The sequence below is a fragment of the Nocardia sp. JCM 34519.1 genome, from assembly GCF_020361265.1.
Classification (GTDB): domain Bacteria; phylum Actinomycetota; class Actinomycetes; order Mycobacteriales; family Mycobacteriaceae; genus Nocardia; species Nocardia arthritidis_A.
This window is the reverse complement of sequence record NZ_JAIRBR010000014.1, coordinates 129,793-155,215: the sequence shown is the minus strand read 5'-3', so window position 1 is coordinate 155,215 and position 25,423 is coordinate 129,793. Positions and strand designations below refer to the sequence as shown.

The 25,423-nt window shown below is 65.6% G+C and carries 15 protein-coding genes; 11 read left to right on the top strand and 4 right to left on the bottom strand.

Annotated elements, in window-relative coordinates; genetic code table 11:
• Positions 1–39: 39 nt before the first annotated feature.
• Both LGY53_RS29265 and LGY53_RS29260 read left to right on the top strand, forming a co-directional pair.
• The gene (locus tag LGY53_RS29265; protein ID WP_225729922.1) at positions 40–1,989 is read left to right on the top strand and encodes a PPE domain-containing protein; all 1,950 of its coding nucleotides are present in this window, start codon (positions 40–42) and stop codon (positions 1,987–1,989) included.
• The gene (locus LGY53_RS29260) at positions 1,986–2,783 is read left to right on the top strand and encodes an ESX secretion-associated protein EspG (protein WP_225729921.1); all 798 of its coding nucleotides are present in this window, start codon (positions 1,986–1,988) and stop codon (positions 2,781–2,783) included. The genes LGY53_RS29265 and LGY53_RS29260 overlap by 4 nt, the downstream gene beginning before the upstream one ends.
• A gap of 16 nt (positions 2,784–2,799) precedes the next feature.
• Here LGY53_RS29260 and LGY53_RS29255 read toward each other — a convergent pair whose 3' ends face one another.
• From LGY53_RS29255 to LGY53_RS29245, 3 genes are all read right to left on the bottom strand, one after another.
• The gene (locus LGY53_RS29255) at positions 2,800–4,314 is read right to left on the bottom strand and encodes a hypothetical protein (RefSeq protein WP_225729920.1); all 1,515 of its coding nucleotides are present in this window, start codon (positions 4,312–4,314) and stop codon (positions 2,800–2,802) included.
• A 653-nt stretch (positions 4,315–4,967) separates the two neighbouring features.
• Positions 4,968–5,159, bottom strand: coding sequence for a hypothetical protein (locus LGY53_RS29250; RefSeq protein WP_225729919.1), 192 nt, complete (start codon positions 5,157–5,159; stop codon positions 4,968–4,970).
• Between the two features lie 129 nt (positions 5,160–5,288).
• A complete protein-coding gene (locus tag LGY53_RS29245) occupies positions 5,289–5,645 on the bottom strand; it encodes a hypothetical protein (RefSeq protein ID WP_225729918.1) in 357 nt (118 codons plus the stop codon).
• A 4,750-nt stretch (positions 5,646–10,395) separates the two neighbouring features.
• Here LGY53_RS29245 and LGY53_RS29240 point away from each other — a divergent pair.
• The 6 genes from LGY53_RS29240 (at position 10,396) to LGY53_RS29215 (ending at position 17,374) form a co-directional block, all read left to right on the top strand.
• On the top strand, positions 10,396–12,174 hold the full coding sequence (locus LGY53_RS29240) for a hypothetical protein (RefSeq protein ID WP_225729917.1): 1,779 nt from the start codon (positions 10,396–10,398) through the stop codon (positions 12,172–12,174).
• 119 nt (positions 12,175–12,293) lie between these two features.
• Entirely contained in the window at positions 12,294–12,752 is a 459-nt protein-coding gene (locus tag LGY53_RS29235) for a YbaB/EbfC family nucleoid-associated protein (RefSeq protein WP_225729916.1), read from the top strand.
• Between the two features lie 28 nt (positions 12,753–12,780).
• Complete coding sequence (locus tag LGY53_RS29230) at positions 12,781–13,107, top strand: WXG100 family type VII secretion target (RefSeq protein WP_225729915.1); 327 nt, start codon at positions 12,781–12,783, stop codon at positions 13,105–13,107.
• 213 nt (positions 13,108–13,320) lie between these two features.
• Complete coding sequence (locus LGY53_RS29225; RefSeq protein ID WP_225729914.1) at positions 13,321–15,159, top strand: hypothetical protein; 1,839 nt, start codon at positions 13,321–13,323, stop codon at positions 15,157–15,159.
• Complete coding sequence (locus LGY53_RS29220; RefSeq protein WP_225729913.1) at positions 15,156–15,977, top strand: ESX secretion-associated protein EspG; 822 nt, start codon at positions 15,156–15,158, stop codon at positions 15,975–15,977. The genes LGY53_RS29225 and LGY53_RS29220 overlap by 4 nt, the downstream gene beginning before the upstream one ends.
• Positions 15,971–17,374, top strand: a complete 1,404-nt coding sequence (locus LGY53_RS29215; RefSeq protein ID WP_225729912.1) for a hypothetical protein — start codon at positions 15,971–15,973, stop codon at positions 17,372–17,374. The genes LGY53_RS29220 and LGY53_RS29215 overlap by 7 nt, the downstream gene beginning before the upstream one ends.
• Before the next feature lie 5 nt (positions 17,375–17,379).
• Here LGY53_RS29215 and dtd read toward each other — a convergent pair whose 3' ends face one another.
• Positions 17,380–17,811: a D-aminoacyl-tRNA deacylase gene (gene dtd, locus LGY53_RS29210; RefSeq protein WP_225729911.1), complete on the bottom strand. Its 432-nt coding sequence runs from the start codon at positions 17,809–17,811 to the stop codon at positions 17,380–17,382.
• A gap of 76 nt (positions 17,812–17,887) precedes the next feature.
• Here dtd and LGY53_RS29205 point away from each other — a divergent pair, with 76 nt between their 5' ends.
• Genes LGY53_RS29205 through LGY53_RS29195 form a run of 3 tightly spaced genes read left to right on the top strand, consistent with a single transcriptional unit; the run spans position 17,888 to position 25,385 of the window.
• Entirely contained in the window at positions 17,888–19,840 is a 1,953-nt protein-coding gene (locus LGY53_RS29205) for a hypothetical protein (protein ID WP_225729910.1), read from the top strand.
• Positions 19,841–19,848: 8 nt separating this feature from the next.
• On the top strand, positions 19,849–20,658 hold the full coding sequence (locus LGY53_RS29200; protein WP_225729909.1) for an ESX secretion-associated protein EspG: 810 nt from the start codon (positions 19,849–19,851) through the stop codon (positions 20,656–20,658).
• Positions 20,655–25,385, top strand: coding sequence for a non-ribosomal peptide synthetase (locus LGY53_RS29195; protein ID WP_225729908.1), 4,731 nt, complete (start codon positions 20,655–20,657; stop codon positions 25,383–25,385). The genes LGY53_RS29200 and LGY53_RS29195 overlap by 4 nt, the downstream gene beginning before the upstream one ends.
• The last annotated feature ends 38 nt before the right edge of the window (positions 25,386–25,423 follow it).

The following is a 25,423-nucleotide window of genomic DNA, read 5'->3' as shown; positions in this document are numbered from 1 at the left end:
TGGAGTGGCCACGGTGTGGTCATTGGAGGAGCTTCAGCGGTGGGTAGCAACAACAGTCCATGGTCCGGGTTGGCGCAGCAGGTCCGGGACCAGCACGTCAAGGTCGATATCAACGTTGCGTATGACTGCGCGAGCGCCTGCGCCGAAATGATCGGCAAGTTGAAGGCGTACCAGAACAAGCTGCAAGAAGCCAATATCAAACTCATCGACTTCGGCGGTCTTCGTTCGGGGAACGATCTGGCGGGCAAATTCAACTCCAAAGCGGCAGATCTGAACAACGAGCTCGACGGCCATATCCGGACGCTGATCGACCTCGGTGAGATGTTCAAGACCGCGGGCAAGGCATACGACACGACAGATACGGGTTCCGGTTCGACCTTCGACAAACTCAGCAACATGATGGACATGTCCAAGGTCGGCGCCGCCAACATAAAATTCGATCCGGGAACATATGACGGCGACTACACGCGGAGTTTTGGGCAGTGGTTTTGGGGGGACCACCTGCCGGACTATTCGGACCCGGTGAAAACCTCCGGCTCGAAGCCCGAAAGTTTCACGATCGTTCCCGAGGATCCGGAAAGCATGGGCTACCCGGAATTCTACCAGCTGGGTAAGAACATCAAAGCCGAGTCGGCTGGTAATGCCGGCAAGATCTGGGATCTCTTGGCGACCAAGCTCGACGAGGCCGGAATCAATCTACAACAGAAGATGAAGAGCCTGACGGCGGATAAGTGGGAGGGGGTGGGTGCGGATCAGGCCATCGGTGCGATCAGCAAGTACGGTGACAATGTCCACCAGTTGAGCAACGACATGACCGCGGTCGCGGCGAATCTCCATTACACCGCCATATGGTTGCATACAACAGCGGGTGATATGCCGGACAACGGCAGCCCGCATTTCTGGAATCATTTGTACGACATCTGTTCGTACCGGAACAATTTCAAAGACGAGTACGTCAAGGGTTTGAACAACTCGGTCAAAGGGTTCCCGATACTGACCGACCCGCCTACCCCGACGAAGCCCACCACCACGACCGACGACAAAAAAGACGACACCACGACGGTGGAGGACAAGGCAAAAAGACTCAAGGACCAAAAGGACGACACGACCACCACCACTCCTGGCCCTCCCGGTCCGCCTGGTCCTCCCGGTAATCCCGGCCCGCCCGGACCTCCGGGGCTGGCCACTCCGGGCAATAACAAGGTGCCCGGCATGGATACCTCGGCTCTCGACGCCGCCAGGAAGGATGCCGCCGGTAATCCGATCGGCAACGGCGGTCTACCGAGCGGTGGCCTGCCGGGTACCAACCCCAATACCGGGGCGCCGAATACGGGGGCGCCGAACACCGGAATACCCAATACAACACCGGCTTCGGCGAATCAGGACATGATCGGTCCGCTGGTTAACGCGCTCTCGCAGGGCGCCCAGGCGATTCCCGGTCTGGTGCAGGCGCTTTCGCAGTTCGCCGCGCAGCATCCGCCCGCCGCACCGATCGATTTCGACAGCTTCTTCCAGCAGTTCCCGCAGATCAAGGATCTGATCGCGACGACGCCCGCGTTGAAGCCGCTGGCGGATCTGTTGCATATTCCGGTGCAGGACAACCCATCCGGGCGGCCGGTGCCGGGTAATCCCGGGACGGTGGGCGCGTCCGATCCGATACAGCAGGCGGCGGCGCGGCTGTTCCCCCGGGCGTCCATTCCCGGTGGCATTCAAAACATTCCGGATATCCGGACGGTCACCAACGGCCCGGCGATACCGACCCTGGATCAGTTGGTACGCGCGGCGGTCGGTGGGGCGCCCGCAGTGGCCGACCTCCGGATTCCCGGAACCGATTCGGGGGCAGGTATTTCCGATGCGGCCCCTGACTGGGCGCTGAACCTACCAGGCATCCAAGCGGCGACGTCCGACAGCGCCGCCGCGCCGCAGCGTGATCTGGGGTCTGCGCTGACCGATTCGGTGGCGCGGGCGGAACCGGTGGCCGACGCGTGAATCGCCAGTGGGAGTTCACCGATCTGGAATTGCGGGTGCTCTGGGAGCGGTATATCGGTGGGTCTTTGCCGGAGCCACTCACCTACACCAGCCGGATACGCTACGCCGACGAGTATGAGCAAGAGGCATTCCGGATCTGGGAGTACCTGCAGGACACCGTGGGCGGTTCGATCCGTGAGGTGCTCGAGGCGCTCGCGCATCCGGAGCTGCTGCTACGGGTAATGGGTTGGTACGACCGTGATATGGACGATCCACAGCGCTGGATCAGGGCACGCGTTGTCCGATCCGGCCCGCGCGGCTACGTTTTGACGCAGAAACCCGGCGAAACCATTGCGCACAGCGGTGGTTACACCATCACCGAATGCGGTCCGCACGGCGTGGCCGATGCGGCGGTGCGGCTGTTGCCTCCGGTGGAAGCGGGCCGCTCGCGGAGTATCCCGATCACCCTCGACCAGGAAGATGTACTGGAGCAGATCCACGGTGGCGCGTCGATGGTGCTGGAATCCGGTGGGGAGTCCGAGGTGCGCCGCGGCGAGCGATTCCTCAACACTCCGGCGGACCGGACCGGCGTGATCATACTGAATCAGGGCCGTTCGAAATTCGGTCCGCGCGGCATCCTCGAACAAATCCTGCTCTGGCGCGATCTGCCCGATGACGGCCGGTATGTGATCGAGGTGGGCAGTAGCGCGCCGACCGCGGTCGGCATCGGCCGCCAGGAACTCGTCGCACGACTCGACGACGCGATCGAGAGCATGCTGAAGCGCCTCGAAAACCACTGGGAAATACGGGAATAGCTAGCACGGGTTGGGCCTACTGTGCGGTTTTGCCAAGAAACAGTACGTGGTGTCCGTGGTCGAGGCCGTTGGCCCCGGCCTGCCGCAGGCCGCTGTCGGGCAGCCCGCTGAGCTTGGTGAACATCTGCGTATTGCCGAAGGCCGCACGGAGTTTGGGCTCGGTCGCATGATCCGCCCCGTACTCCGCCAGCCGCGCGAAGTCCAGCGGGCGCAGCGGAACATCCAGCGGCGCTTGGCCGCTCGGCCTGCCGAGACCGGCGTACTGTACGGGCGCGCCCCGCTCGTACAGGCACAGCTCGTAGGCGACGTCGGCGGTCTGGGTGACCGTGATCACCGGCCAATCCGCGGAAAGACGCAGCGCCAGTGGGTGTTTGCCGAGCGGGGTGAGCTCCCAGTTCATACTCATCACGGTGACCCAGCCGCCGGCCATCGGATCGATCAGCACCACGTCGTCACCGAGCGTTTCGGCCGTGTTCAGCTCGGGATCCGGTATCCGCCAAAGGCTTTCGTCCATGCCGAGGTAGGCCGTGCGGGAGACCGGGTATACGTCGTCGACGGCGTATGCCGCGATGATCGCGGCGCGGATCTGCAGTACCGCGTCGCGATCCTTGCAGCGAACGCTCAACGCGCCGAAGGTCGTCGCGACATCTACCGGATGGGTCGGCGGATCCTCGTCGGCGCCGGCCACCAGCGGGCGCAGGCCGACCAGGTTCAGTCGCCAGTTGATCTCCTCGACGGTGGACAGATCGCCCGAGGTCTTGTAGAGGATCTGCTGCTGGGTGAGCTGTCCGGCCTGCTCCAGCGTGCGGCAATTCAGCTCGGTGAGCGCGGCATACGCCTTCGGGGTGAGGTCGAGATCGCGAATGCCGCAGGCGCGCAAGCGAATCGCCATGCCCGTCGAGGTCATCGCCTGGTAGCGCTCGCGGTACATGGTGATGGCCTGCTTGCGGGAGCGGCCGATCATCAGCGTGCGCAGCAGGGTGCTGAGGCTCTGCAGATATTTGCCGGACAGCTCCGGATTTTCCGCGGCCAGCGCACTGCGGATGCGCGCGGCGTCCTCGGTGGCGGCGACGGCGGCGGACTGATCGAGGCGGCCGAGCCAGACACCGCACTTGGACAGGCCGTCCGCGCACAGCCCGGCGGCTTGCGAATATGTATGTGCCACTTGACGATACGTGTCACAAGTGCGCCGGATGACGCCCACGGCCTGCTCGCGCCTGCCCGCTTGCCTGGTGGCCTGTTCGAACAGGCGCAGCGCCTCGTTGAGCTCACCGGCGTAGCGCGCCTCCACCATTCCGGCCGCCAGCCAGCGCAACCGGATCAGCACCGCCTCCTCGGCGGGGGCCACCGCGTCGCGCGTGCGATCCCGGCCGCCGCCGCGGGCGGTGGCCAGCATGGCCTTGGCGAGTTCGACCAGCGTGGTCGCCAGCCGCAGCTCGTGCTCGGCCGAGCGGTCCGCCGCCGCGAACCGCTCGGTGGCGATTCGGCGCTCGATCGCGTTCAGGTCCATCGCGATCCTCGATTCCCGCATGATCCTCCGCGTCCCGGGGCGGCATCACGTCACCGCAACCGTTGAGCATCGAGTCTGTCACGGTTGGCGGCGCGGCGCAGCCGTATCCGGGGGTGGGATGGGTCGCTCAGCGGCCGAGCGCCTGCGTGCTGTCCGCCTCGGCGGCGGTTTCCATGGATTGTGAAGCGGCTGATTTCTCCGGACCACATTCCGAACGGTCTGTCGATAGGAATTCACTGATATCGTGCGCGGGACGGCGGTTCTCGATGACTCGACACTGATCGGCCGATGACAAATCGCGCGGTCGAATTCCCTTGCGGGACACCGGATCGTAACCGGACGCTGCTGCACTGACCCGATCGGTGGAGCGAGTGATCGGGCGGTGCGCATGCGTGGCGGTGGGGCACGATGAGTCTTTATCTGCCCGAGGGGTTGCGCTGGTTGGGGTGGGTGGCCGGCGCGGCGTGGCCGGATGGCGACGAGGACAAGATGTTCGAGCTCGCCGCGGCCTGGGCGGCGGCCGCCGAAGAGCTCGAAGGTGTGCCCGATGACATTCGCGCGGCGCGGAATTCGATCGGCGTCGCGTATCACGGGGGCAAGGCGGGCGAGGCCATGCAGGCTAAGTTCGATCCGCTGCTCAGTGGCCCGCAGTCGGTGCAGGAATTGGCGACCAGCTACCGCGCACTGTCCGAGACCGCGTTCAACGCGGGCACCGATATGGAGGCGGCCAAGCTGACGGTCATCGTCTCGCTGGCCATGCTCGCCGCCGAAATCCTCTGGGCTTGGGTGTTTCCGGTGACGGCCGGGGCAGCGGAGGCAGCGGCGATCAACGCGACCAGATCCTGGATGCGCCAGGTCGAGGACAAGCTGACCAAGCTGATCGAGAAGGGCGCCGAGTGGCTCTTCCGAAATGCCAAAGTGGCCAAATTCGTCGGCACCTACTCGGTGAAAATCCTGGAGAGCGTGACGATTTCCGGACTGCTCGATATCACGGTTCAGCAGATCCAGGTTTGGAAAGGGCATCGGCACGGAATCAACTGGGGCCAGGTTGGCCTCTCGATGGCAGCGTCGGCCGCGGGCACGATTCCGGGCCGCGAGGTGGCCGGATTCGTCGGCACCGAATTCGATAAGCTCTTCGCGAAATCGTTCCAGCTGAACGGCCGTGAAGGCCGGTGGATGTCGATGATCAAGCCCAGCGTGGGCGACTCGTTGAAGGGGATCGCGACGGGCGCGACATCCGGCGCGGTCGGAACGTTCGCCGGGAACCTGGTGATGATCGGCGCCATGGGCGGTTTCGGCCCCGCGATGTCCTCGGCGGAAGGCTGGGTCGGCGGTATCTCGCGCAGCGCCATCGTCGGCGGGGCACGCGGGATGCTCGGGGTGAAGATGCCCTCGTCCACGGGACGGATGGGGCTGAAGATGAATACGTTCGATCCGACGCTGCGGCCGAGCCTCGGTCCGCGCGGGGATGGGACGATGCCGTTGCCGCCGCGCGCAGGGGCGGCGGGTAGCGGTGTGAATCCCGCTGTGCGCGAGGTAGTTCCGGTTCAGGCCGGGCATGATCAGGCGGTTATTCATGCGGCGTCTGCTTCGGCGGGGGAGCATCAGCCTGCTGTGCATGAGCGGCCGGTTGCGGCGGTGGATACGCATCCGCAGCAGGAAAGTGGCAGCATGCACTCGAATGTTGGTGAGCGGGTGGGTAATTCGGCGGGCTCGACATCCGGGACAACAGGTCAGCAGCACCATGGTGGCCAGGTCGACGCGGCGGGTGCCGGTGCGCAGCCGAGTACCGTTGCGCCGCAGCCGAGGGCTGCGGTCGATACGCCGCGAACCGCTGTCGCCCAACACGGCTCGGGCGGACAAACATCGTCTGCTGGCGGATCGTCGACCGGGCAGGTGTCCTCTGCGAATACCGAGACGTCGCTCGGCCGGCGCGGCCCAACGGCCATCGCTCCCGCGCAGACTGGCGCTGGTGCGCCGCAATCGCATGCGAGTTCGGCACAGAGCGGGAACGCATCGGGTTCGGCACCAGCACGGGGTGGCGCCTCGGCATCCGCGGCTCCCGGCGGCTCTGATGGGACACGTAGCCCTGTTGCCGCACAGGCGAATAGCAATGAGTTGCCGAACAATCCGGCGCGTACAGAATCACAACGGTCGGTTGGGGTGACGCAATCGGCTGAACCGCAGCCGATGCGGGATCAGGCGGCGGCGCAACGCCAGCCGAGCGGGCGCGATATGCCGGATCGGTCCGGCGCCGGAGCGGCATCGGACGAATCGCGTCGGCGGGCGAACGAGGTTGCGGCGCAAAATCAACGGGCTGGATCGGGCAGCCCGCGCGATGACGACCTCCTACCACCGCGCGATGACGATGATGTGCATCGGCCACCTCTGCCGGACGAGGCGCCGCATGTCGGTCCCGCACCCGAATCACCGCAGGGCAGTCGCGATCCGCTGGTTCGGGACCGGATGACGCGGTCGAACAGCGCTGCGACCCAGGATCGCCGAGGTGAAGCGCGCTCGCAGGTTGCCGAGCAACAGTCGGCCAGCGGTGGACCACATTCGGATGCGGTGACCGAAGCTCCTCGCGACCCGGCTGTTTCGACGCCGACCGAGCACCAGCAGGTGCCGCCAGTTGGTAATCGTGGGACCGAAACGTCTGCACCACAGGTAGATTCCGTCGGGTCGCAGTCCCGAGGACGGGCCGTGGTTTCGTCAGACGATCATGGCGCGGGCACATCGACGCACCCGGAGGGGCCGAACGCAACCGAGCCGACACCGCGTCCTGTCACGGGTCCGTCCCTGGCGGCTTCGTCCGAAGGACCGGTGCGCACCGGGTCGCCGACTTCGGAATCAACTGAACCGCAGGTAAATTCGAAACAATCGATACCGGTCGGCACCGGTGGTGAGCAGGTGCCGCCGTCGAACCGGACCGCACAGCCGGATACGATCGGCACCCCAGCCGCTGTTGTGGACGGTTCGATGCCACCACCGCCCGGAGGGCGCGTCTCGCCAACCGAAATCCCAGTGGGCGAACAACCGAGCCGGTCACCGGTACCAGAGCAGGCCGGTCGGTCATCGACCGCGTCGGGCGGGGCTGCCCGCGGTGAAAATAGTGAGACCGCGCAATCGCAACCGAGCCGGTCCACGACAGCGGACGCGTCCGCTGCAAGGCCACCGTCGCGGGGTTCCGCTGATTCCGTTGGACCGCAGGCGAATCGCGATTCGTCGGTCAATGCGTCAGCGGCAGGCCACGAGCAGGTGGACCTGCCGCGCGGTTCCGCGACCACCGGGCGGCCTACCTCACCGACTCCTGTCGCGTCCCCGACCTCGTTGGCTCCGCATTCGAGTTCCGGACGTCCGGCGGCGGGTTCGCGGCCGACGAGTTCGGCGCATGGTCCAGCTGATACGGACGCCCATGTAACGGTGGATGGTCCGGCATCGGAGTCGTCGTCTGCCAGCGGAGGATCTGGGCCGGAATCCGGTGTTCGGCTGAACGGCGGAGACGGTCAGGTGAATTCGGCGCAGTCCGCTTCGCATACGGGAAATGACGGGACGCGCGTTGAGCGGTCTATGCCGCCTACTACCGCAGGCGATAGCGCATCCGGTCCGGTACCGCAGAGCGAGGCAGCGAATTCAGTTGCACCGCAGCAGGTTCAGGAGCGTGCCGGAGCATCGACGACACAGCCCCCGGAGTCCGCGCCGCCGGTGCCTTCTGGGGCGAACGAGAGTCCGAGTGGCCAGCACGGTTCGCCGGGCGCGCGGCAGGAATCGGGTTCCTCCGTGCCGCCGGAAGCGAATCCGGCTGCGACACAACTCGATCACATAGATCCACCGCAGCGGTCGCAAGGCGAAATCGGCAGCGAATCGTCTTCGATCGGACAGACTGTGGCAGCCCCATCGACTCCTACAACGGATGCGACTGCCCCTGCACGCGGTACATCGACCGCAACCGAATCCGCTGCGCAACAAACTAGAGGTGCGCTTCCAGATCAAGCTCCGAATGCCGCTGTAAGCGAGATAGTTTCGCAAGCGCGGTCCGAGAGCCCCTTGCCCTCGCCGCCGATCGAGAGTGCGCCGCCGCCCCTCACCTCGCATGCATCCGAAACGGTGTCGGCAAATGCGGGGTCCGCCCGGCAGCGACCGAATTCAATTGTGCCGCAAAACAACGAGCCCGCGCGTCCCTCTTCGGCCGGGCCGGAGTCGGCACAGTCGCCGACTGCGACTCCGGACGCTGTCACGGCCGAGCAGACCTCGGTCGCCCGGCCGGAAGCAGTCTCACAGCCACACGAAGGCGGGTCACCCGGCGCGAGCCAACCCGGAACGGAAGTCATTGCGGGGGACGAGCACCCGGTTGGACAGCAACGCACAACGGAGGCGCTTGGACCGCAACGCGGTAGCGAGCCGATGCCGCCGAACTCGCCACCGCCGGAGAACCCACCCACCGCAACATCGGGTGCGGCCGAGCAGGCTTCGGCTGCCCGACCACACGAATCGGCCCGATCGGCTATCGAAGGCGTCCGGCCCGGAATTGAGGATGCAGTATCGGGCGGGCAAGCGCCGAATAGTTCGCCGCAAGAGTCGGTTCGGTCGGCTGTCGAGGGTGCTCGGCCTGGTAGTGGGGATGTGGGAGCGGGCGGCCGAGCGGCAAATAGTTCGCCGCAAGAATCGGTTCGGTCGGCTGTCGAGGGCGCTCGGCCGGGTATTGAGGATGCGGGATCGAGTGGGCGAGCGGCCAATAGTTCGCCGGGAGAGATGGCGCGTCCGGCTGCCGAAAGTGTCTCGCTCGGGATGGAGGGTGCGGGATCGGTTGGGCGAGTGCCGAATAGTTCGTCGCAAGAGTCGGTTCGGTCGGCTGTCGAGGGTGCTCGGCCTGGTAGTGGGAATGCGGGGCCGGGCAGGGGAGTGCCGAATAGTTCGCCGCAAGAGTCGGTTCGGTCGGCTGTCGAGCGTGCTCGGCCTGGTAGTGGGGATGCGGAATCGGGCGGCCGAGTGCCGAATACCTCGCCGCAAGAGACGGTTCGGTCGGCTGCCGAGGGCGTCCGGCCCGGTATTGAGGATGCGGGGCCGGGTAGGGGAGTGCCGAATAGTTCGCCGCAAGAATCGGTTCGACCGGCTGCCGAAGGCGCCCGTTCTGACATTGAGTATGCCGGGTCGGGTGGGCGAGCGGCCAATAGTTCGCCGGAAGAGACGGTGCGTCCGGCGGGAGAAAGTACGCCGCCCACTACATCGAGCCGGCACGGGAGAGGGGCAGGTGCCGGGGACGACGAGGAGGTCGCTCTGCGGCCTGGAGCGGATTCCGCTGTGCCGCCGCGTCTTGGCGATCACGAAGGTCTGCCACCGAACTCCGGTCGGCAGTCGCTGGCTGCACCACCCGACGCGCCCGCGTCCGAGCAGGTTTCCAGCAGACATTCGTCGGTGCTGTCGGCGGAGGACACGTCAGCAGCCGTACCGGGCGGCCAGCCTTCGGATACTTCGCCGCAAGAGATGGTGCGGACCTCGAGCCAGGGGACGCCGGTAGTCGATACCGTCGCGCCGCGGCGCGAGGGCGGCCAACCGAGTTCGTCACCTGGTCTGGAGGCTGACTCCACCGCTGCGGTACCAGGAACGGCTGGTGCCGAGGAGGTTTTGGGCGCGCGGCCGCCGGGTGGGGTTGAGCCGGTGACTGCGAGGTCGGGGGATGTCGGGGTTCCGGGTGCACGGTCGTCAGGTGAGGTTGAGTCGTCGACTGCGGCCTCGGGGGCAGTGCCTGGTTCGGGGGCTGGGTCTACCGCTGCGGTACCGGGAGCTTCTGGTGCCGAGGAGGTTTCGGGTGCGCGGCTGCGGGATGGGTCTGAATCGATGGCTGCGACGTCGGGGGGAACGGGGACCGCCGAGGTTTCGGACGCACGTTCGTCGGGCGGGGTTGAGCCGTCGACCTCAGCATCGGGAGCGGTTGGGGCTGTGGAGGTTTCGGGTGGGCGGCCGTTGGGTGGGGTTGAGCTGACGACTGGGGCATCGGGAGGAGCTGGTGCCGAGGAGGTTTCGGGTACTCGTCGGCCGGGGGTGGCCGGACCTCATGCCGGTGCATCGGGGCGGCAAGCGACTGCTGAGGATGTGGGATTGGTGCGGCAGCATGTTGAGTCGTCGGCGGCGCAGGGTAATAACGGTGCGGACGGTGGTCGGCGCGGTGGGGCGGATGTGCACGAGGAGGAGGCGGGGCAACCTGTTGATCAGGGGCGGGTCCGCGTGGGTCGGGCGGACGAGAGCGAGCCGGACAGAATCGAGGTGCTCGATGACGCCACCGCTGGGCGGCCGAATCACGTTGCGGTACAGGAAGGTAACGCCTCCGCGCCGAGTGGGCGCGAGGTGGGACGACCGTTGGATGGTCCGCGTTGGTCAAGGGCCGATGGTGCGGTGTCCGTAACGCATGCGGATGGTCGTGTCGGGCGGATCGACGCGGATCGGAATTCGAGTGTGCGGTTGGGGAATGGTGATGAGCTGCGGCTGAATTCGGATGGGGCGGGGAGTTTCGTCCGAAGCGATGGGGAGCGCTTCACGGTCGAGCACCGGCCCGATGGCATGGTCAGGGTCACCAGAGCCGATGGGACGGTCAGCGAGCTCGCGGCACCGCCGGAGCCGCACCGGAATAGGTCAGGTGCCGGGATAGAGCTGCCGAGCCTGGGGGAGCATTTGTCGATCGGCGATGTCACGGTGTGTGCGCAGCCGGGTGGCGTGCGAATAATCGATGGTGAGGTCACCCATGTGCTCGGGCGCGACGGTTGGACATCGACCCACCCTAGTGCCGCGAACCCGGAGACGGCGACCGTGCACCGCATCGGGAACGACGGCACGATCAAATACAGCGGGAACGGTGTAGAGGAGACGATCCGGCCGAATGGATCTGTGTCGCACAAGGATTCCGACGGAACCCACGTCATCAAACCCGACGGTGTCGGTGTTCGCACCCCCGCGGAACGATCCGCGTCGAATGCCGAGGCCGGTGGCGCGGCGCCGACCGAGGCGCATCAAGAACAGGCTCCGCGGGAGAAGACCGTGGTCACCCATCCGGATGGCACGACGCAGACCGTGCGCACGGACAAGACGATGGAGGTGCGAACGCCGGGCGATACGACCGTGAATATCGACGCGAAACGCAATGTCACGGTCCATGTTTCGAATGAGACGACGATCGCGGTCGAGCGCAAGCAGGTGACCGTGCGGTCGCTGAATGGCGACAGCTACGCCGTCGAGCGCAAGACCGTGACAGTACACACGCCCGACGGCACCAGCTACGTCGTCGACCCACGCCGCAACACGATCACCCGCACGGCGGCAGATCGCTCGGCCGGTGATGCCAATTCCATTGCGGCACATACGGGTGACGGCACAGTGCACCGAGGCCCCGGACACCCCAACTCCACCCACACCACGGATCCGGATGGCACCGTCCGGGTGCGATTGGACGATGGCAGCACCATTTCCATCGGCCGGGACGGTTCGGTGCGGGTGGGTCTGGAGAACGGCCGTGCGACATCGGTGCGCGCGGATGGTGTTGTGCGGGTGACCGTTCCGGATCGCAATGCGACGGTCGTACGTTCGGACGGCGTGGTCTGGCAGGTCGATCCGGACGGAATCACCCTGCGCCGCACCAGCCCCGACGGTTCGACATGGACCGTCGACGCGGACGGCACCATCCACCAGAACAAGCCGGACGGCACCGAGAAGGTGCACGGCACCGAGCTTTCGGGCACGGATCTCAAGAGCAAGACCCGGCCGAAGCGGGTGCCTGGCGCGAGACCGAAACCATCCTGGGTCGGCATTCCTGACGTGCCGACCGCCGCCGACTGGATCGCGGGCGCATCGCTGCCGGGCTCGGATGGCTCCACCAAGCCGCCCGAATGACTCGGCGATGATTCGTGAATGACGCATCCCGTCCGCGAATTCGATTGTGGGTCACCGCAGATTCACTCATGGCTGCTGATCTGTATGGACCACGGACACGAGCGGACGGGGAGATTTCGATGGCCAACGAGCGGTTGAAGGCCGATGCGGCGATGGCGCTGGAGGCGCTGGAGGACCAGCTATCCGGCATCGCCGAACTGCAGCGGCGGCGAATGGCGTTGACCGGCACCGCATTCGCCTGCGATAAGCGCATCCGGGTGACGGTGAACGCGGCCGGCGTGCTCGTCGACACCCAATTCGCCGACGATATCGACGAATTGAGCTACGAGGAGATCGCCGCGGCGATGACCTCGGCGGTGCAGTCCGCGGCCGCGGATGTGGAGCGGCAAGCCGATGAATTGATGCGCCCGCTGCTGGAGGCGCGGGCGAAGCTGCCCAAACTGTCCGACATCTTCGACGGGGCACCCGATTTCGGCGCTCCGGCCTCATTGGCACCGCACGATGGTTCGAAGCCGCCCTCCCCGGTGCCGCTGGCGGATCCGCGGTGGTCGGGTTCGCTTGTGACGGAATCGGATTGACAGACAACTCACGAGGAAGGAGCTCGTCGTGGCGGGCAGGATGCAGGTCGATACGGGTGCGATGAAGCGGGATGTCGCGCCGAAGGCCGAAGACGCTGGCACCAGGTTGAAATCGGTCGTCGAGCGGTTGGAGGCGAAATTGCAGTCCCTTGGTTCGCCATGGGGTAACGACAAATTCGGGAAGCAATTCGCTGACGGCGCAAACGGTTACCTCGCGTACAGCAACAATATGCGGGACGGCGCGCGGAGGATACATGACGCGTTGCACGGCTACGCCGAGGGTATCCGCCAAGCGGCCGAGTCGATGCGGCGGCAGGACGCCGCGCAAGCCGCCAGTACTCCGGGCGTCGACTGAGTGGTCAACTCCTGTACAGTTTTTCAACAGGGGTGCGGTTCTTCGCAACGCGATCCATATGCCGAAACGGTAATCCTTTGCCGATGATCGGTCGATGACCTTCCGGTGATCCACCGATGATCGATGGTGCGGTTGAATTCTTTTGCGCGACATCCGACTCGAGCCGATGGGCGTGCCGGATCCGGGATCGATAGCGATATATGAGGAGCAGCGGTGGGTTCGGAGACGCCGTCATGGAAGAACGGTTCGCTCAAGCTGGATGCCAGTATTGCGGTCGACTGCGCCAATGCCTGTAAGGATCTGATCCAAACGTTCGACACCCTCAGTAGGTACCTGAAGTCGGCCGAGAAGCTGAACGGGCACGATCTCGGGGGACTGCCTTCGGGCGAGCGGCTGGCCACCAGATTCAACGACAAGATGCAAAGTCTGCTCGATACGGTGGATCGGCACATCAAACTGGTCACCGATATGGGCGATACATTCATCAACGCGGGCAAGAGATATGCCGACACGGATTCGGGATCGGCGGAGTGGTTCAAACAGTTGAGCGACTTCTCGTTGAAGCCGGACTCGTCGAAGAACATCACGCTCTATCCGGCCTCGGGCATCCCGGCGAATCCGGGTAATGTGAAGGTTCCCGACGACTTGGTGCCGAAAAATCAGGTCGGCATGGACAAGGTCGATCTGGGGGTCGAGAATCCCTCTTCTATGCAGTGGCCCGACCTGATCAAGATGCGGGACTCGATAAATGTGAATCCACTGCGGACCGTCGCATTCGTATGGAAATGTATAGACGATACGGCCGTGCCGAGCGCGACAAAAGTTCGTGACTTGATGGATAAAACCAAAAAGGACGATACCTGGCGTGGTGCCGGTGCGGACGCGGCCCGTGCGGCGGTCACCCAGTACTTCGGTGAATTGCAGGATCTGGCCAAGCAGTCGATGCTGGTCAGCCGGAACGCCGCGTACACCGCTGATTATATTGCCGCGCTGTACTATGCGCTGGCCCCGATGCCGACGCAGCCGGTCGAGAATGAGCTCAAGAAGTACCAGGACGCGTTCGGCGATATTTATGTCACGGGCATTCACAATACTGAGAAGGTATTTCCGAAGCTGCCGCAGCCGTCCGGTATCCCGGGGCTGGACGCGCAGGGCGGTAATGACGACAATCCGGGGAAGAACAACAAGGGGAACGGTTCCGATACGGACAAGGACGGAAAGTCCGGTGGAAAAGGCAAGGATGACACCGGCGACGGCGACAACGGCGGCAAGAACGACGCCGAAGGCGGCGGTGGCGATAAAAAGCACGGTGGTGGCGGCGGTTCCGAAGGGGACGGCTCCGACGCCGAAAAGAAGGGTAAGGGTACCGGCCACGACGGTAAGAACGGTGCGGGCGGGCCGGGGCCGGGCATCCAGCCGCCCGACAAGTCGAAACCCGATGCGTCCAAGACCGACCCCGCGAAATCGGACCCCGCGAAATCCGATCCGGCCATAACGGATCCGGCGAAGGCCGATCCGAACGCGCCCGGCCCGATCGGCACGCAACCGCGCAGTGCGGCGAGCGATCCCTCGTCCGGCATGAATATGCTGACCCCGTTGGTCTCCGCGATCACACAGGGCATACAGACGGTCGGCCAGACGGTGCAGGGCGTCATTCAGGCCGAGTCCGCCAAGATCGCGGCGGACCTGCTGGGTGATCATCAGCCCGACGGGAAGCCGGACACCGATGAGATCAAGAAGGCGGGTGGTCCCGGCGGGCCGGGTAAGGCGGGCGCACCGAACATTCCGCCGCCGCTCCGTCCGGTCGGTCCGGAAGCATCGAAACTCTTTCCGCGAGCGGCGCTTCCGAGTATCGATGGAAAGCCGCTCATGCCTCCCGGCAACTGGGGACCCGGATTGCCCGGCGGCATACCGGGTTTGCCCGTCACCGGCGCCGCGGCGAATCATGGCACCACGCACCAGGATGACGCGAAGCTCAAGATTCCGGGTGAGGAGTTCCTGGAGGACTTCGGTATCGAACCCAGCGCGGTGAAGCCGGTGTTGGACGCATGAACGTCACCCGGACGTTCACCGATCTGGAGTTCGCGACGCTGTGGCGGCGCTACGCCGATGCGCCGCTGCCGTACCCGCTCATCTACGTGTCCAGGATCGCGGTGCTGTCGGACTACGAGGCGGCGCTCGCGCAGACCTGGGAACGGCTGCGCGGCACCGTCGAGGGCGAAACCGTCGGAGCCATCGAAACCTTGGGTAACCCAGACGTCTTCGTCTCGGTGCGCGGCTGGTGCGACCACGATATGAACAATCCGACGAAACGCATCCGGATCTGTGCCGTACGCAGCGGTGTGCGCGGCTACCTGATTACTCAGCTGCCCGGCGAAAGCATCTGGTACAGCGGCGGTTACACGATCGCCGAATGCGATCCGAACGGGTTGGCCGCCGCGGTGGTCGCGGCGCTGCCCGAGGTCGAGGCGGGCAGGCGCGGGAACATACCGGTGTATGCCGCCGCGTCGAGCGATGAATACCGAGCATTGATCTACGAGAACGAAATTGTCGAAGGTATGCGGCGGAGTCGCGAATTCCTCGGCGCGCCCGCGACTCTGATAGGCGAGATCATTATCCGGCAGGGCCGATCCATGTACGGCCCGCGCGGCATCATCGAGCGGCTGCTGCGATGGCGCGATCTGCCCGGCGACGGGCGGTACGTGATCGGAGCGGATGATCCGCCGGTCGCCATCGGCACCGGGGCGCGCCGGTTGACCGGACTCATCGGCGATGCGATCGACATGATGATGCACCGGGTCGAATCACATTGGGAATCCGAAGAACCGAGTGGTGGCTGGACGAATCGAATGCGAGGTTCGACATGGTGAATCAGCACACCGGGTTGACGTGCGAGCCGGGCGGTCCGTCGCCCGATGTCGCGTTCACGCTCGGTTTCGGCGAATCGCCCACGAGCGTTGCCGAACCGCGAACAGATCCGGTCGCGGCGGCCGATGTTCCGGTACCGGTCGAGGCTGGCACGGCAGGCGACCATCCCGCGACCGAGTCCGACGCGCAACCGCTCGAGGCGGACTTTCGCACGGAGCCCGAATATCCTGCGGCGGGGGAACTTTCCGAACCGAGCTCGCCCGCCGCGTCCGACTCGGAGGCTGAGCGACGGGCAGCCGAGCTGCTGCACGGCATCGTCACCGCCTTCGCGGCCGAGGCCCCATCCGGCTGGCGGCGGCTCGATATCGTGCTTGCCCTCACCGTCGCGGGCGGCACCGGGCTCGCCTATTCCACCGACGCCGACGGTGATTCGGCTCCGATCCAGCCACCAGCGGCGGTAATCGAACTCGCACACGAGCACCGCGAGGTGACAGCGCTGCTGGCTGGCCGTCCGTGGCTGCGAATGATGGTGCGCCGCACGGACTCCGGTGATCAAGAGACCGAATACGACTACGGCGACGATCCCATCCCGGACGCGGACCGGCTGCCGCCGGAGGCGTATCAGGCCGACCTGACGGCCTTTCCGCGCGCCCGGCTGCCGATCTGGTTGGCCGCGTACATCAGTGAGTCACACCGGCAGTTGCGCTCGCCGCAGCGGGCGGTCAACTCATCCGACAGCGGAAAGTCCTCGCGGGCAGTCGAATTGCCACCGCTCGCGGATATGTGGGCGCGTTGGGCGATGATTTCGGCCGCCTTCGTGGCGGTCGGTTCGCCGTGGGGGCCGCGAATGCTGGTGTCCGGAGGCTGGTTCGAGGGTAGTAAGCACGGCGGCAGCACCCTGTTCGTACTGCCCGGTGGACGGGCGATACTGTCCGGCGGCACCGCGGACTCGGCGATCTTGGACGCGGCGTACAACGACGGCGTCGATTTCCCGGAATTCTTTGTGGGAGCGCCGGATTGGGTCGCCGACCCGGTGTTGAACATGCGGGCCGAGCAGGGGCTGCTCTCGTTCTGCTACTGGTGGGACGGCGACGGCTGGTATCACGGCGAGTCGCCGGACGCGGCGCGAATCAGCGATGCCGTACCCGGCATGTGGACCGAGGAGACCACAATAGATGTGGTGTCCGTGGTGCTTTCGGCGCGGCGATCGACCGTTGCCGCGCTGGTACGCGCGGCCGCAGCGGATGGCGTCACCCGCGAAATGCTGCGCGAACTGCTCGACGGGAGCACCGCGCCGGAGGAAGGCGGCGAACTCGACTTCGCCGGAGCCTGGTACCAGCTTTCGCTGGCGGGCGTGATCCGGGACAAGGCAACAGATCCCGCGGTGGCAATGGAATGATCCGGCTACCCCTCGAGCATCAGTGTGACCGGCCCGTCGTTCACGAGTTCGACATGCATATGCGCACCGAACCGGCCGGTGGCCACCGTCGCGCCCAGTTCGCGCAGCGCCTGCGCGAAGGCGTCCACGAGTGGTTCGGCGACCGGACCCGGCGCCGCCGCGGACCAGGATGGCCTGCGGCCCTTGCGGGTATCGGCGTAGAGGGTGAACTGGCTGACCACCAGGATCGGTGCGTAGAGATCGGCGGCGGACCGTTCTTCGTCCAGGATGCGCAGCCGCCAGAGCTTGTCCGCCAACGTTTTCGCGGTGGTTTCGGTATCGGTGTGGGTGACGCCGACGAGGGCGACGAGGCCCTGCGTGGCCGGGTCGATCCGGCCGACGGTCTCGCCGTCGACGGTCACCCACGCCGCCGTCACCCGCTGCACCAGTACTCGCATGCCGCGAGTTTTCCATCCGGGGTGTCGTATCGGTCGCGCGGGGGCCGGGGCGCGCGGTTTTCGAAGGAGTGCCGACGTGGTTGATAATCCGCCCAAGGGCCAGAATCCGCCGGACAAGCAGCCTCCACCGTCAACGGATCCGCAGCCGAGCGATCTCGCGAAGGCGATCAAGGACAGGTTGCTGAGCATCGATCCGTCCGTGGCGCTCGATTGTGCGAACGCGTGCGATGTGGCGATCGGCAAATTGTTGTTCGTCAAACAGAAATTCGCGGATTCGGCGCCCCTGCCCATACTCGGCACACAGAATTCGGGTAAGGATCTGCGGAACGAGGTGAACAAGCGGACCGCCGCGATCATCGAGGTACTCGATGGATACATAAAGGGGACAACCACGCTCGGGGAGAATTTCGTGGCTGCCGGAAAGGCGTTCACCGACACCGACAACTCCAACGCGGATGCCCTGAAGCAACTCGACGCCAAGAAGATGACTACGGTTCCCAAGGATTTCGGATACGATCCGGTCGCCTACAACAAGCCGGACACGAAGGTTCCGGACGACAAACCCAGCGGCGGAGCCGACCCATCGGTGCGTATCGAGCTAGAGGCCGCCAGCAGTATGCACTGGAATCAGCTCTACGAGGTGCGGCAGACACTCGGCGGATCGCCCAGCGCTTCGCAGAAGGTTTGGGATGCCTATGCGCTGTGGGAATGGGGCAAGAGAAGCGTCGATACCATGCGCCGAGATCTGAGCCAAACTTTGTCGACCGCGATAGCCAGCAAATGGAAGGGCGATGCGGCGGATGCCGCTGCAAAATTCTCCCAAAAGTATGCGGATAACTTCGGTGGAGTCGCCGAGAGTATGGAGAACTACTCGAAAACGCTGAAATACGTATCGGAGTACCTGTACACCACCCATGAGGCGATGCCGCCGGTGGATGAGGCAACGGCGCGGACCGGGACCGGTTCTACTTACAGTTATACTGCCGCGTCGGCGGCGGGCGGCCCAGGCGTCACCACTTATACCAACCGGTACAACGTCGAATGCGACTTGGCCAAGTTTCAAAAGAATTTCCAGGAGCACTACCTCGACGGTCTGACCAATACGAAACCGGGGCTTGTCCAATTTAATCCTCCACCGAACACTGTGACCGGTCCCGGCCCCGGAACCACCACCGATACCCCGCCACCGAACGACGGCACCCAGACGGGTCCCGGCCCCGGCACAAGCGATCTCGACAAGTACAAGGACGATCTGCAGAAATTGCTCAGCGGCCCCGGTCCGGGACTCGGCGGTCCCGGCGGTCTCGGTGGGCCCGGCGGTCTTTCGGCGCCGAATGTCGATGTGCCGCCACCGCCGTCATTCGGATCGTCCGATGCGGCAGGTCCGGGTGGGTCCTCGGTGCCGGATATCGGGGTCCCGGATGGGCCCGGAATCGGTGGGGGATCGCCGGTGCCGGATATGCCGGTGCCCAATATGCCTGGCCTGGACGGAAATTCGCCGGACGCAACATTGCCCGGTGGGCCGGGGCCCGGTCCCGACGGCCGGGGAGCGCCGGGTGCGGATAAGGCCGGTCGCGCGGCGCAGGCGGCGGCACAGGGGGCGCAGGCGCTCGGTGCGCTGTCGCAGGCGGACAAGATGCGCGCCGCTGAGCTGGCCGCGCGGAACAATATGGCGAAAGCCCTTGGGGGACTTCCTGGTAAGTCGCTGAGCGGCGGCCCGGGCGGGCGGCCGGGTGGTCTCGGTGGCGTGCCGGGTAGCCCGTTGGGTGCGTCGCAGAGCGCGAAACTCTTTCCGCGAGCGGCACTTCCGGGTGCCGGCCTGCCCGGCGGTGCGGTGTCCAGTGGTGCGGGCCTGGCGGGGTCGGGTATGGGTGCGCCGGGCGCGCCCGGTGGCGCCAATGCCGGGCAGAAGGATTCGAAACAGCACAAGCGGGCGAAATACCTCGATTCCAAGGCACATTTGGATGAGGCCTTCGGCCCGACGCCTACTGGTATGAAGCCGGTGATCGAGCCGGGCCCGGCACAATGACCGAGACGGTGAAACTGACCGACCACGAATTCGTCGCGCTGTGGGACCGGTATACCGGTCGGTTCCTGCCCGAGCCGTTCACTTTTCTCGGCCGGATTCCGCTCCAGGAGGATTACGAGCGGCATGCACGGGATATATGGGAGCGACTCGGTGGGGACAGCTTCCTGGCCAAGGTGATTCGGACCGTCGAGGTGCCGGACGTATATCTGGTCGTCCAGGGCTGGTACGACAAGGAAATGGACAATCCGGACAAGCGAATCCGGATACACGCGGTGCGGGCCGGCGCGAGCGCCTTCGTGATCACCCAGCTGCCCGGCGAAACCGTTTTTCACAGCGGCGGTTTCGTGATCGCCGAATGTCAGCCGCGTGCGTTGGCCGCCGCAGTGGTCGCCGCACTGCCCGAGGTGGGCGCGGGCCAGCGCGGCCCCATTCCGATCGTCATCGAAACGACCAGGGCCGCGGACAGCTACTGGCAATCGAGGTCGTTGGTGGAGGATGAGGCCGATGCCACCGAGGAGCGCAGCAAGGAATTCCTCGACGCGCCCGCCGCCCGCACCGGTTCGATCACCATCCACCAGGGCAAGTCGAAGTTCGGGCGGCGCGGTATTCTCGAACGAGTGTTGATTTGGCGGGATATGCCGGATGACGGTCGTTACGTGATTCCGGTCGGGGATAATCCGGTGGCCGTCGGCGTGAGCGCGAAGCGTTTCGTGCTGATGATCGACGAGGTGATCGACGAGATCGTCAAACGGCTCGAAACTCATTGGGAAACAGGGGATTCCGAGCCGCTCATGTATCGGCACCGGACCTTCGGGTGACGGCTGTGGGCCGGGCGGTTTTCCCGCTCACCACCGCGCAGCGGAGTGTGTGGGATTCCGAGGCGCTTTCCGATGGTGCGCGCAACTATGTGGCGCAGTATGTGGAGATCGTCGGAGAGCTGGACGCGGATGTGCTCGCGCAGGCCTGCCAGATCGTTATCGCCGAGACCGAGGTGGCGCTGCTCCGGATCGGATTGCGCGATGGCGAGCCGGTGCAATGGGTGGACGATGCGACGCGGTGCGCGGTCGCGCGGATCGACCTGACGGATACGGCGGATGCCCTGGAATGGATGACCGCCGAATATTACCGCGATACGGATATCATCGATCGCCCGCTGACCTCCAGCGCGCTGATCCGGTTGAGCGATACGCGCCATTTCTGGTATTCGCGTATACATCATCTCGCGGTCGACGGATTCGGCGGATATTTCATCACCGCTCGCATCGCCGAAGTCTACTCGGCGTTGGCCGACGGAGCGATTCCGGAGAAATTCCGTGGCGCATCGATGCGACGCCTGCAAGAGCTCGACGTGGAATACCGGAATTCGCCCCGACACGATGTCGACCGGAAATATTGGCAGGACCGGCCCGGCCGGACGGTTCGCCCGCTGACCGGCCGCCGGGATGCGCATAGCGATCCCGATGCCGTCAACGTGCCCGGTGAGCTGGCCGGATGGTCCGAGCAGGCGCTCGCCTCGGCGGCCGGGCGGTATGCGGCCAGCCCCGCTCAGTTACTGCTCGCCGGTGCCTGCGCGTTCGTCGCGGGCCTGTTCGATTCGGATATTTCGATACCGGTCTCCGCGCGGACGACGGCGGAATTGAAGAATTCGGCCGGAATGGTGGCGAACAGTGTTCCGCTCGGGGTGGAAATCACCACTGGCACCACCTGCGCCGAATTGGTGGAGCGGGTGTCGCTGGCGGTGGTCGGCGCGCTGCGGCATCAGCGGTACTGCTATACCGACATTCGCCGGGACCGCGGAATCCATCCCGATGTCCGGCAGCCGTTCGGTCCGGTGGTGAACGTCATGCTCTTCGACACCGGTCTCCGGTTCGGCGCGGCGGACGGCGGGTATCGGATTCTGTCGTCCGGGTCGGTGGAGGGACTGCATTTCAACATCTACCGGACCGGTTCGGATGCGCCGCTTTCGGTCGATCTGATCGGGAATTCCGACTACTACGACCGCGACCGGCTGAGGGATATCCACACCAGATTCCTGGCCTACCTCGGCAGATTCCTCGCCGCCGAGCCGAACGCTCCGGTCCTCGGCATCGACCTGCTCGACTCCGCCGAACGCGCACTGCTGCGTGAGTGGGCTGGCGCCCGGTGCGAATCCGATTCCGCGACAACGCTCGTCTCGCTGTTCGACGCGCAGGTGCGCCGGACACCGGACGCGGTCGCGGTGGAGTTCGCCGGAAACCAGCTGTCCTACGCCGAATTCGCCAGGCGGGTAAGGCAATTGGCGCGCTGGCTGATCGATCGGGGAGTCGGGCCCGATACGCTGGTCGGCATCGGATTGCGCAGATCCATCGACCTGCTGGTCGCCGTGCATGCCGTGACCGTTGCCGGTGGCGGATATGTGCCGGTGGATCCGGATCAGCCCGCGGAGCGAATTCGGCAACTCGTGGATATCGCGCGGCCGCTGTGCGTATTGACCGGTGCCGAACTCGACCTCGGCGATTCGGTGCGGCAGATCCGGCTCGACAGGTTGGATCTCGGCGGGTATTCCGGACTGCCGGTCACCGACGGCGAGCGGTTGCGGCCGCTGCGCCCACAGCACATCGCCTATGTCATCTTCACCTCGGGCTCCACCGGCACACCCAAGAGCGTCGCCGTACCCCATGCGGCGATCGTGAACCAATTGCGTTGGATGCAAGCCGAATTCGCGCTGGAGCCGATCGACCGGGTACTGCACAAGACGCCGATCACCTTCGACGACTCGGTCTGTGAGCTGTTCTGGCCCCTGCACACCGGCGCGCGGCTGGTAATCGCCCGGCCCGGTGGACATCTCGATCCCGGATATCTGCTGGACACCATCCGTGCCCAGCGAATCACCATCGTGCACTTCGTGCCGTCGATGTTGGCCGCATTCCTCGAATATCTCGGTGCGCCCGCGCGTCCGATCTGCCCGTCGCTGCGCTGGGTGCTCGTCGCGGGCGAGGCGCTGTCGCCGAAACTGGCCGTGCGGGCCGGTGCGTTGCTCGCGCCGCTGTACAACCTCTATGGTCCGGCCGAAGCGGCGGTGCATATTTCGGGCCGGCCGGTAGGGGATTCCGCCGAGATCCCGATCGGGCGTCCGGTATTCGACACCTGCCTGCGGGTGCTCGATCGGTGGCTGCGTCCGGTGCCGGTTGGCGTGACCGGCGAGTTGTACGCGGCCGGTGTGCAATTGGCGCGCGGTTATCTGCATCGGCCCGGTTCGACCGCCGAGCGGTTCGTTGCCGACCCGTTCGGTACCGGCGAACGCCTGTATCGGACCGGAGATCTGGTGCGGTGGAACGACTCCGGTGAGCTGGAGTACATCGGCCGCACCGACTTCCAGGTGAAGATCGGCGGGGTGCGGATCGAACTCGGCGAGGTCGAGGCGGCATTGCGTGCGTATCCGGGTGTGGCGCAGGCGGTTACGGTGGTGCGCGAATCTCGGCTTATCGGTTACGTCGGTGCGGCCGGGTCCGCTGCGCCGGATGGTGCGGCGGTGCGCCGGTTCGTCGCCGATCGGCTGCCCGCCGTACTGGTGCCCGCGACGGTGGTCGTGCTCGACGAATTCCCGCTGACGCCGAGCGGAAAGCTCGATCGGGGCGCGTTGCCCACGCCGGTCCTCGCCGCGCATCGGGCCGCTCGGTCGCCCGCCGAGCAGGCGCTGTGCGATCTGTTCGCCGAGGTGCTCGGGGTGGAGCGGGTCGGCATCGACGACGATTTCTTCGAGCTCGGCGGCCAGTCGCTGCTCGCGACGCGGTTGGCGAGCCGGATTCGGACCGTGCTCGGCGTCGAGGTCGAGATGCGGGAGATCTTCGATGCGCCAACGGTTGCCCGGTTGGTGGAGCGGTTGCCGTCGCGGGCGCCGTCGCGGCCGCCGCTGATGCGGGTGCGCGAGCCGGGGCCGGTGCCGCTCTCGCTCGCACAGCGGCGGCTCTGGCTGCTGCACCGGCTGGAGGGTGCGTCAGCGACCTACAACATGCCGATCGCGCTGGTGCTGCACGGTCCGCTCGACGTCGCGGCGCTCGCGGGGGCGATCCAGGATGTGGTTGTCAGACATGAGCCACTGAGAACCGTTCTCGCCGAGTCTGATTCGGGTGTCCCGGAGCAGCGGGTGCTCGATATCGAGATCGAGGTGCCGATTGTCCCGGCCGCCGACACGACCGAAGTGCGCGCCGTCGTCGACCAGTTGGCGCGGTACCCGTTCGACCTGGCGGCCGAGCTGCCGTTCGGGGCCGCGGTGGTGCGGCGCTCCGAATCCGAACATGTGCTCGTCTTCGTGGTGCACCACATCGCCTGTGATGGTTGGTCTTTGGCGCCGCTGGGGCGTGACCTCGGCACCGCGTACGCGGCCCGCGCACAGGGGCTGGCCCCCGACTGGGCGCCGCTGCCGGTGCGGTATGCGGACTACGCGCTGTGGCAGCAGTGGGCGCTCGGCACGGAAACCGATCCGGACGGGGTGATTTCCCGTCAGCTCGACTATTGGCGCCGCGAATTGGCCGCGCTCCCGGCCGAACTGCCGCTGCCCACCGACCGTCCGCGGCCCGCCGCGCCGAGTGGCCGCGGTGAGATCGTCTCGTTCACGATTCCGTCCGGTACCCGTGACGGGTTGCGGCAGTTGGTCCGCGGTCGCGCCGCGACCGAATCCATGGTTCTACAGGCCGGTTTGGCGACGCTATTGAGCAAAGTCGGTGCCGGTTCGGATATTCCGCTGGGATCGCCGGTCGCCGGACGAAACGACGAGGCGCTGCACGACCTCGTCGGGTTCTTCGTCAACACCCTGGTGCTGCGCACGACGATCCCGGTGGACGCCACCTTCGGCGAAGTGCTCGGACAAGTGCGGGCCAAGGCACTGGCCGCGTACGAGAACCAGGATGTGCCGTTCGATCGGGTGGTCGAGGCGCTGGACGCGCCGCGCTCGGCCGCGCGGCATCCGCTGTTCCAAATCCTGCTGGTATTCCAGAACAATGAGGTCGCGGCGCTGAACCTGCCCGGGATACGGGTATACGGCTATCCGGCGGCGACGGGTGCGTCGCGATTCGACCTGACCTTCGATATCACCGATCAGGGCGCCGGCGGTTACGACGGCACCATCGAATTCGCCACCGATCTGTTCGACCGGGAAACCGTGGTCGCGCTGGCATGCCGGTATGTGCGACTGCTCCAAACCGTCGCCGCGACACCGGACATCGCGGTATCCGAAATCGAAATAGGCGAAGCGGCAGCCGAATTCGGTGAGACAGCGACCGCGCCGGTGCCGCAGGAGTATTCGCGGCCGGTGTTCCGCGCGCCGAACGGTCCGGCCGAGCGGATCGTTGCCGAGATCTTCGCCGACCTGCTCGGGGTGGCTCAGGTCGGGGCGGATGACGACTTCTTCGCCCTCGGTGGCAGTAGTTTCAGTGTGCTACAACTAGTTTCGCGCGCCAATGCACAGGGTGTCGAGTTCAGCTCACCGGATGTGTTCGACGAGCGGACCGTCGCGCGGTTGGCCGCGATCGGTACGCGTCCGGTGCGTGCGTTGGGGCGCCCGTGAGCAGCGGATTGCGGCCGCGCACCCGGCTGGTCGTCGTC

What these genes read in the sequence shown, in the direction of transcription:
- LGY53_RS29255 (WP_225729920.1), bottom strand. Translation starts at nt 4,314, where the DNA reads ATGCGGGAATCGAGGATCGCGATGGACCTGAACGCGATCGAGCGCCGA.
- LGY53_RS29245 (WP_225729918.1), bottom strand. Translation starts at nt 5,645, where the DNA reads ATGGCGCTGCGCGAGATACCGCCGACCCAGCCTTCCGCCGAGGACATC.
- LGY53_RS29235 (WP_225729916.1), top strand. Translation starts at nt 12,294, where the DNA reads ATGGCCAACGAGCGGTTGAAGGCCGATGCGGCGATGGCGCTGGAGGCG.
- LGY53_RS29220 (WP_225729913.1), top strand. Translation starts at nt 15,156, where the DNA reads ATGAACGTCACCCGGACGTTCACCGATCTGGAGTTCGCGACGCTGTGG.
- LGY53_RS29215 (WP_225729912.1), top strand. Translation starts at nt 15,971, where the DNA reads ATGGTGAATCAGCACACCGGGTTGACGTGCGAGCCGGGCGGTCCGTCG.
- dtd (WP_225729911.1), bottom strand. Translation starts at nt 17,811, where the DNA reads ATGCGAGTACTGGTGCAGCGGGTGACGGCGGCGTGGGTGACCGTCGAC.